5 protein-coding genes are annotated in these 8,044 nt (G+C 67.9%); 3 read left to right on the top strand and 2 right to left on the bottom strand.

Translation table 11 applies throughout. From position 1 onward, the window contains the following. Positions 1–146 precede the first annotated feature (146 nt). Positions 147–1,640: a glycosyltransferase family 87 protein gene (locus ACZ53K_RS42310; protein WP_468848384.1), complete on the bottom strand. Its 1,494-nt coding sequence runs from the start codon at positions 1,638–1,640 to the stop codon at positions 147–149. Between the two features lie 106 nt (positions 1,641–1,746). After that, on the bottom strand, positions 1,747–4,440 hold the full coding sequence (locus ACZ53K_RS42305) for a transglycosylase domain-containing protein (RefSeq protein ID WP_468848382.1): 2,694 nt from the start codon (positions 4,438–4,440) through the stop codon (positions 1,747–1,749). Between the two features lie 365 nt (positions 4,441–4,805). Here ACZ53K_RS42305 and ACZ53K_RS42300 point away from each other — a divergent pair, with 365 nt between their 5' ends. The 3 genes from ACZ53K_RS42300 (at position 4,806) to ACZ53K_RS42290 (ending at position 7,954) form a co-directional block, all read left to right on the top strand. After that, on the top strand, positions 4,806–5,483 hold the full coding sequence (locus tag ACZ53K_RS42300; RefSeq protein WP_468848380.1) for a PadR family transcriptional regulator: 678 nt from the start codon (positions 4,806–4,808) through the stop codon (positions 5,481–5,483). A 49-nt stretch (positions 5,484–5,532) separates the two neighbouring features. Continuing rightward, positions 5,533–6,615 carry an inositol-3-phosphate synthase gene (locus ACZ53K_RS42295; protein ID WP_468848377.1) on the top strand — a complete coding sequence of 361 codons (1,083 nt, stop codon included), beginning with the start codon at positions 5,533–5,535 and terminating at the stop codon, positions 6,613–6,615. Between the two features lie 79 nt (positions 6,616–6,694). Beyond that, on the top strand, positions 6,695–7,954 hold the full coding sequence (locus tag ACZ53K_RS42290) for an MFS transporter (protein WP_468848374.1): 1,260 nt from the start codon (positions 6,695–6,697) through the stop codon (positions 7,952–7,954). Positions 7,955–8,044: the final 90 nt, after the last annotated feature.

The raw sequence follows: 8,044 nt of genomic DNA, 5'->3' as shown, positions 1-8,044 counted from the left end.
AGGGGGTTTTTGACCCATCCCCCACCCCCCCCCCCCCCTCCCCCCCCCCTCCCCCCCCCTCCCCCCTCCCCCCCCCCCCCCCACCCCCCCCCCCCCCCCCACAACCCCCCCCCCCCCCCCCCCCCGGGCCCGTCCCGTGTGCGTGGTTACCTGCGCAGCGAGTCCCGTGTCGCTCCCCAGTGCACCAGTGACGCCCCCTCGAACTGCACAGCGTGCCGTGGCAGGGGATGTGCGCGGCCGAGCACGAAGACGTCCGGTGCGTGTTGCAGCACGCCACCCGACGGGTCGTCGTCACCGTCTTTGCGGACGATGTCCCGCTCCGGCAGCAGTACGTCGCGTACCACCACGGCGCACAGGTACAGCGTCCCCAGCAGGTGCAGCGCTATGGCCAGCTGGTAGCCCTCCAGCGGCAGCCCTTGGTGCTTGTCACCGTTGCCGGTATAGGCGAGGTACAGCCAGATGCCGAGGAAGTACAAGACCTCGCACGCCTGCCACACCAGGAAGTCGCGCCATCGCGGTCGCGCGAGCGCGGCGAGCGGGATCAGCCAGAGTACGTACTGCGGCGAGTAGACCTTGTTGGTGAGGATGAACAGTGCGACGACCAGGAAGGCGAGCTGCGCGAACCGCGGCCGGCGCGGCGCGTAGAAGGTGAGCAGGGCCAGGGCGCCGCATCCGACGAGCATCAGCAGCGTCGCGTAGGTGTTCGCGTCCTCCAGTGGGTTGCCGGTCCGCTGCGAGAGGAGCAGCCAGACCGAACCGAAGTCGATGGGCCGCTCCTGGCTGAAGGTGTAGAACTTCGCCCAGCCCTCCCGGATGTGGAATCCGGAGGCGTCGTGCGTGATCATCACCGGCACGTTGACCACCAGCCACGCGGCCACGGTTCCGGCCACGGCCTTGCCGTAGGCCCGCCACTGTCCGGCCCGCCAGCACAGCACGAGCAGCGGCCCGAGCAGCAGCACCGGATACAGCTTCGCGGCGGTCGCCAGCCCGATGAAGACGCCTGACGCGAGGGCCCGGCTGCGCGACCACATCAGCATCCCGACGGCGGTCAGCGCGACGGCCAGGAGGTCCCAGTTGATGGTGGCGGTGAGCGCGAGGGCGGGTGCGAGGGCGACCAGCAGGCCGTCCCAGGGGCGTCGGCGGTGGGTACGGGCCACACAGACGGCGAGGACCGCCGCGCAGGCCATCAGCATGCCGGCGTTCACCAGCCAGTAGATCTGCTCACGGTTCTGGATGGAGCCGCCGTGCGGGGTCATCCAGGCGGCGACCTCCATGAACACGCCGGTCAGCACCGGGTATTCGAGGTAGTCCATGTCGCCGGGGAGCTTGTCGAAGTACGGGATCAGCCCGTCGGCGAAGCCGCGTCCCGCGTACAGGTGCGGGATGTCGGAGTAGCAGGCGTGGGTGTACTGGCTGGTGGCGCCGAAGAACCAGCCGCTCTCGTAGCACGGCAGTTTCTGCACCATGCCGAGTGCGAACATCCCGATCAGGACGAGCGCGATGACGCGTACGGGAGACCACCAGCCCGTGCCGAAGAGCGCGCGCCGCCCGGCAGGACCACCGATCAGCTCGCTTCCGGCCGCCGCCACCTCGTCCCGCCGCGTCGGCCGCACCGGCTCGTCCTGTCGCACGCTCGTCATGCGCCCATCCTGCCGTACAGCCCTGGGCCGAACACGGAGAAGCCCCCGGCCCGTATGCACGGGTCCGGGGGCTTCTCCGTCACGTTTCACGTGAAACAGTCACCGGTCAATCGCGCCGTCCACCCGACGTGCCACCGCCGGCCGGGTAGCCGAAGATGCCGCCGTCGTCACCTCCGGGCCCCCCGGTGCTCGGATCGGGCGTTGCGGTGGTGCCGCCGGAGTTCCCACCGCCGGGACGTCCGCCGGTCTCGCCACCGCCGTTCGCTCCGCCGTTGTTCCGGCAGTTGAGGTCCCAGTCCGCACACGTGTTGGACGGCTTGGGGCTGGGGGGAGGACTGGACGGTGCCGACTTGGACGGGGTGGGCGTCGGCGAGCTCGGCGGGGGAGCGGACGGGGTGGGCTTCGGGGACGGGCTCATACCGTCTCCGTAGACCGTCTGGCCGATCGGCGCGGGGTCCGGGAACCGTTCGAGCTTCTGGCCCTTCATGACCTGCGCCATGTAGTCCGCCCAGATACGGGCCGGGAACGACGCACCGTGGATCTTCTCCTCACCACCGACGCCGTACATCTTCAGGAACTGCTGCTGCTTGGCCTGGTCATCCACCCGCCACATGCCGATCGTGGTGGCCATCTGCTTGGTGTACCCGGCGAACCAGGCCGACTTGTTGTCGTCGGTGGTACCGGTCTTGCCGGCCGCCTCGCGTCCGTCGGGCAGCTTCGCGGCCGTACCGGTGCCCTTCTCCACCACGGTCTTCAGGACGTCCGTCACATTGTCCGCGACCGCCGCGCTGAAACCCGTCTTGGGCTTCTTCTCGTGCTCGTACATGGTCTTGCCGTCCTTCTCGACGGACTCGACCGAATACGGGTCGTCCTGTTGACCGCTGGCGGCGAAGGTGGCGTACGCGCCGGCCAGCCGGATCGCGCTCGGCGCCGAGGTGCCCAGCGAGTAGGTCGGGGTGGTCTTCGCCATGCTCTGGTCGTCACGGAGACCGGCGGCGATGGCTGCTCCCTTCACCTTGTCGCGGCCCACGTCCATGCCGAGCTGGATGTAGGGGGTGTTCACCGAGAACTGCATGGCGGTGCGGAGGGTGATCTTTCCGCGGTTCTCGTTGCCGTCGTTCGCCTGGTGCCACTCCTTGCCGTCCTTGTCGTGCCAGACGGTCCCGTCGTAATTGAGCAGCTTCAGCTTGTTGTCACCGTTGTAGATGCTGTTCGGTGAGACTCGCGTGCGCCGTTGAGGATTGTGCTTGTCCTGCACACCGTCACTCATCGCCGCCGCCAGTACGAACGGCTTGAACGTCGAACCGACCTGGACACCGGTGTAATCGGCGTTGTTGGTGTAGTGCTGGGTCGCGTCCTTGCCGCCGTAGATGGCGACGATCTTGCCGGTGCCCGGTTCCACCGAGGCGCCGCCGAACTGGACGTACTTGTCCACCTCGCGCTTGTCCGGCTTGATGTGCTCCTTGGTGACCTTGTCCACGGACTCCGCGAGCTCGTTGACCTTCTTCTCGTCGAAGGTCGTGTGGATCTCGTAGCCGCCCTTCTTCAGCATGACGTCCGTGATCTTGGTGTTCGCGGTGATGTAGTTGTTGGCAAGGTCGACCAGGTAGCCCTTCTGGCCGCGGAGGTCCATGGCCTTCTTGGGCTTCTTGGGCATCGGGAATTCCTTGATCTTGTCCCGATCCGCCTTTTCCATCCGCTTGACCTCGACCTCACGGTCCAGCGTCCACTTCCAGCGGGCCTCGGCGCGCTTGAGGTTCGCTCCCTTGGCCTCCGTCGCGATGTACGGGTCGTAGAGGTTGGGGCCGTTGAGCAGCGTGGCCAGGAACGCGCCCTCGCTGGGAGTGAGCTTGTCGCAGTCCTTGCCGTAGTACGCCCGGGACGCGGCCTGGATGCCGTACGCACCGCGCCCGTAATACGCGGTGTTGAGGTAACCGGCCAGGATGTCGGACTTCTTCTCCTTGATGCCCACCTTCACCGAGATGAACAGCTCGGTGAGCTTGCGCTTGAGGGTCTGTGACTGGTCGAGGTACGTGTTCTTCACGTACTGCTGGGTGATGGTGGAGCCACTCTGGGTCTCACCGCCCTTGGCCATGTTGAAGACCGCACGCGCGATGCCCATCGGGTCGACGCCGGAGTCCTCGTAGAACGAGGCGTTCTCGGCGGAGATCACCGCGTTCTGCATGGACTCGGGGATCGAGGTGATGGGCACGATCTGCCGGTTGAGTTCACCACCGCCGGCGACGACCATCGGCTTGCCGTTGGACCAGTAATAGACGTTCTTCTGCAGCTGCGACGCCTGCTGCGGGTCCGGGATGTCCACGTAGGCGAGTGCGAGACCGGACGCGCCGACGAGAAGCGCCAGAAAACCGATGCAGGTGGTGAGGACCTGCTTCCACGAGGGCACGAACCGACGCCAGCCGATCTTGCCCGAGCGCGGGTAATCGATGAGCCGCTTCTTGCCGGGCCTGCCCGCTCCCCGGCCCCGCCCGCGGCCGCCTTCGTCGCCGCCACCGCCACCGGTGCGGCGGCCACCACCGCGGCCGCCATGACCACTGCCCGAGGCCATCGCCGCCGTGTCGGAAGCGCGTCGTCGGCCGCCGCGTTGCGCGGCACGCCGGGCTTCGGCTCTGCCGCCGGCCGTCCGTTCCTGCCCGTACGCTCCGTCATCGGGGCCGGGGGCGGGTGCGGAGTCACGATTGGGCGCGGCACGGCGCCCGGATGGTTGCTGTGCGGCTCGTCGGGCCGCAGCACGTCCGCCGCCCTGCGGCTGGGGCGGTTTGCGACGGTGCTCGCTCATGGAACGAATACTCCTCGGGCAGGCGCGCTATCTATCTCGTCGCCTGAAGGCGGCAGTTGGCTTCAGGTCCCCCCGACGTACGGCACCCATATGGCGCATGGGGTCGCACTACACCGAGGACGGGGACGTCATGTTCCGCCCCACGGTTCCCGGCAGTCTGCATGGCGCACAGACTACGCACGGCCAAAACCTGCCCACTGTTGAAATTCACTCCAAATCAGTCAGGTTGGGTAGAACGAAACGCTGATGTGACGGCGTTCACCGTCCCCCCTCTTGTTCCTCCGGTGGGCCCGATCTATCGTCTGGATGTATCGGATCGATACATCAGCTCGGCATAAAGAACGCACGAGACCAAGGAGGCGGGCATGAGCAGGCGGTCCGGCATCCTTGAGTTCGCCGTCCTCGGACTGCTCCGCGAGTCCCCCATGCACGGTTACGAGCTGCGCAAACGGCTCAACACCTCGCTGGGGGTCTTCCGTGCGTTCAGCTACGGCACCCTCTACCCCTGCCTGAAGGCGCTGGTCGCCAACGGTTGGCTGACCGAGGAGACGGGCGGTTCCCCGGAACCCGCGCCCGCGTCCCTCACCGGCCGCCGGGCGAAGATCGTCTACCGGTTGACGGCGGAGGGGAAGGGCCACTTCGAGGAGCTGCTCGCCCACTCCGGCCCGGACGCGTGGGAGGACGAGCACTTCGGCGTCCGCTTCGCCTTCTTCGGGCAGACCTCGCGCGACGTACGGATGCGGGTCCTCGAAGGGCGCCGCAGCCGGCTGGAGGAGCGCCTCGAAAAGATGCGCACCTCCTTGGCACGCTCGCGCGAGCGGCTGGACGATTACACCCTCGAACTGCAGCGGCACGGCATGGAGTCCGTGGAACGCGAGGTCCGGTGGCTCAACGAGCTGATCGAGAGCGAGCGCGCCGGACGTGATCAGCGCGCCGCGGACCCCGCGGAGCAGGACCAGAAGGACACGTCAGGAGACACGGGCGGCCTGCCCCGGCGTCGGGGTGGTTCCCGGCCGGATCCGTCCGATGACACCACCACATGAGGTCACCGCGGTTCGCGGGACCTTGTCGAGATCACAGGGAGCAACCGGAATGGGTTCGGTTCGCGTAGCCATCGTCGGCGTGGGCAACTGCGCCGCCTCGCTGGTACAGGGCGTCGAGTACTACAAGGACGCAGACCCGGACAGCCGCGTGCCCGGCCTGATGCACGTGCAGTTCGGCGACTACCACGTGCGTGACGTCGAGTTCGTGGCCGCTTTCGACGTCGATGCCAAGAAGGTCGGCCTCGACCTGGCGGACGCCATCGGTGCCAGCGAGAACAACACCATCAAGATCTGCGACGTGCCGAACTCCGGTGTGACCGTCCAGCGCGGACACACCCTCGACGGCCTGGGCAAGTACTACCGCCAGACCATCGAGGAGTCCGACGAGGCGCCCGTGGACATCGTCCAGGTCCTCAAGGACCAGCAGGTCGACGTCCTGGTGTGCTACCTGCCCGTCGGCTCCGAGGACGCCGCGAAGTACTACGCCCAGTGCGCCATCGACGCCAAGGTCGCCTTCGTCAACGCCCTCCCGGTCTTCATCGCCGGCACCAAGGAGTGGGCGGACAAGTTCACCGAGGCGGGCGTGCCGATCGTCGGAGACGACATCAAGTCCCAGGTCGGCGCCACGATCACGCACCGTGTGATGGCCAAGCTCTTCGAGGACCGGGGCGTCGTCCTGGACCGCACGATGCAGCTGAACGTCGGCGGCAACATGGACTTCAAGAACATGCTCGAGCGGGAGCGTCTGGAGTCCAAGAAGATCTCCAAGACCCAGGCCGTCACCTCGCAGATCCGCGACCGCGAGCTGGGCGAGGACAACGTCCACATCGGTCCGTCGGACTTCGTCGCCTGGCTGGACGACCGCAAGTGGGCCTATGTGCGTCTGGAGGGCCGTGCCTTCGGTGACGTCCCGCTGAACCTGGAGTACAAGCTGGAGGTCTGGGACTCCCCGAACTCCGCGGGTGTCATCATCGACGCCCTGCGTGCCGCGAAGATCGCCAAGGACCGCGGCATCGGCGGCCCGGTGCTCTCCGCCTCCTCGTACTTCATGAAGTCGCCGCCGGTGCAGTACTTCGACGACGAGGCGCACGCGAACGTCGAGAAGTTCATCAAGGGCGAGGTCGAGCGCTAAGCACCGCGTCCGTCCCCCGTGCTCACAGGCCCCCGGAAATTCCGTCCGGGGGCCTGTGAGCTGTGTGAGGCTGGACCACATGCCCGTTGTGCGTGACCTCCGCGTACTGCTCCAGCTGCGCGACTTCCGCTCCCTGCTGGCCGTACGGCTGCTCTCCCAAGCCGCCGACGGCGTCTACCAGGTGGCGCTCGCCACGTACGTCGTCTTCTCACCCGAGAAACAGGCATCCCCCGCGGCCATCGCCTCCGCCATGGCCGTGCTGCTGCTTCCGTACTCGCTCCTCGGCCCCTTCGCGGGCGTCCTCCTCGACCGCTGGAGGCGCCGGCAGGTCCTGCTGTACGGCAATCTGCTGCGCACCGCACTGGCCACCGGTACCGCGGCTCTGATCACCGCACAGGTCCCGGACTGGCTCTTCTACGCGTCCGCCCTGTCCGTCATGGCCGTCAACCGCTTCGTCCTGGCCGGGCTCTCGGCCGCGCTGCCCCGCGTGGTCGCCGGCACGGAGCAGCTGGTGGTGGCCAACTCCCTCTCCCCGACCGCCGGCACCCTCGCGACCACCGCGGGCGGCGGCCTGGCCTTCGCCGCTCGCATGGCGGGAGTCGAGTCCAACTCGGTCGTCGTGGTGCTGGCGGCGGTTCTCTATCTCGGCGCCGCCGGTGTCTCGCTGCGGATGGCCCCGGAATTGCTCGGACCCGAACCCCCGCAGCTCCAGGCCCGCTTGGGCGCAACCCTGACGAGCACCGCCCGTGGCCTGGTGGAGGGGCTGCGTCACCTTGCGGAGCGCCGCACGGCCGCGGCGGCACTGACGGCGATGACCGCGTTGCGCTTCTGCTACGGGGCGCTGACGGTGATGGTGCTGATGCTGTGCCGGTACGCCTGGGCCGATGACGAATCGGACGGGCTGGCGCTCCTCGGCATCGCCGTCGGCGTGTCGGGAGCCGGCTTCTTCGCCGCGGCGGTCATCACGCCGCCGGTCGTGGCCCGGATCAGACCCTTGGCCTGGATGGCGTGCTGTGCGGGACTGTCGGCCGTGCTGGCTCCTGCCCTGGGGCTGGCCTTCGCGTACGGGCCGATGCTGATGGCGGCCTTCGTGCTCGGTCTCAGCACCCAGGCAGCCAAGATCTCGACGGACACCGTGGTGCAGTCCTCCGTGGACGACGGCTTCCGCGGCCGTGTCTTCGCCGTCTACGACATGCTCTTCAACGTCGCGTACGTCGGTGCCGCGGCCGTTGCAGCCCTGATGTTGCCGCCGGACGGCAGGTCGGGCCTGCTCGTCGTCGGCGTGGCGCTGCTCCACGCGGCGACCGCCGTGTCGCTGACGCGCTTCGTACGGCGCTAGGTGTGTTGTTTGAGGAGGTTGGTGACGCGGCTGGCTGGGGTGTGGCCGCCGATGCCGGTGTGGGGTCGGTGGTAGTTGTACCAGTCGAGC

The organism is Streptomyces sp. NPDC033221 (assembly GCF_055577005.1).
The sequence above is the reverse complement of the archived record's forward strand: the minus strand, read 5'-3'. Positions and strand labels throughout refer to the sequence as shown.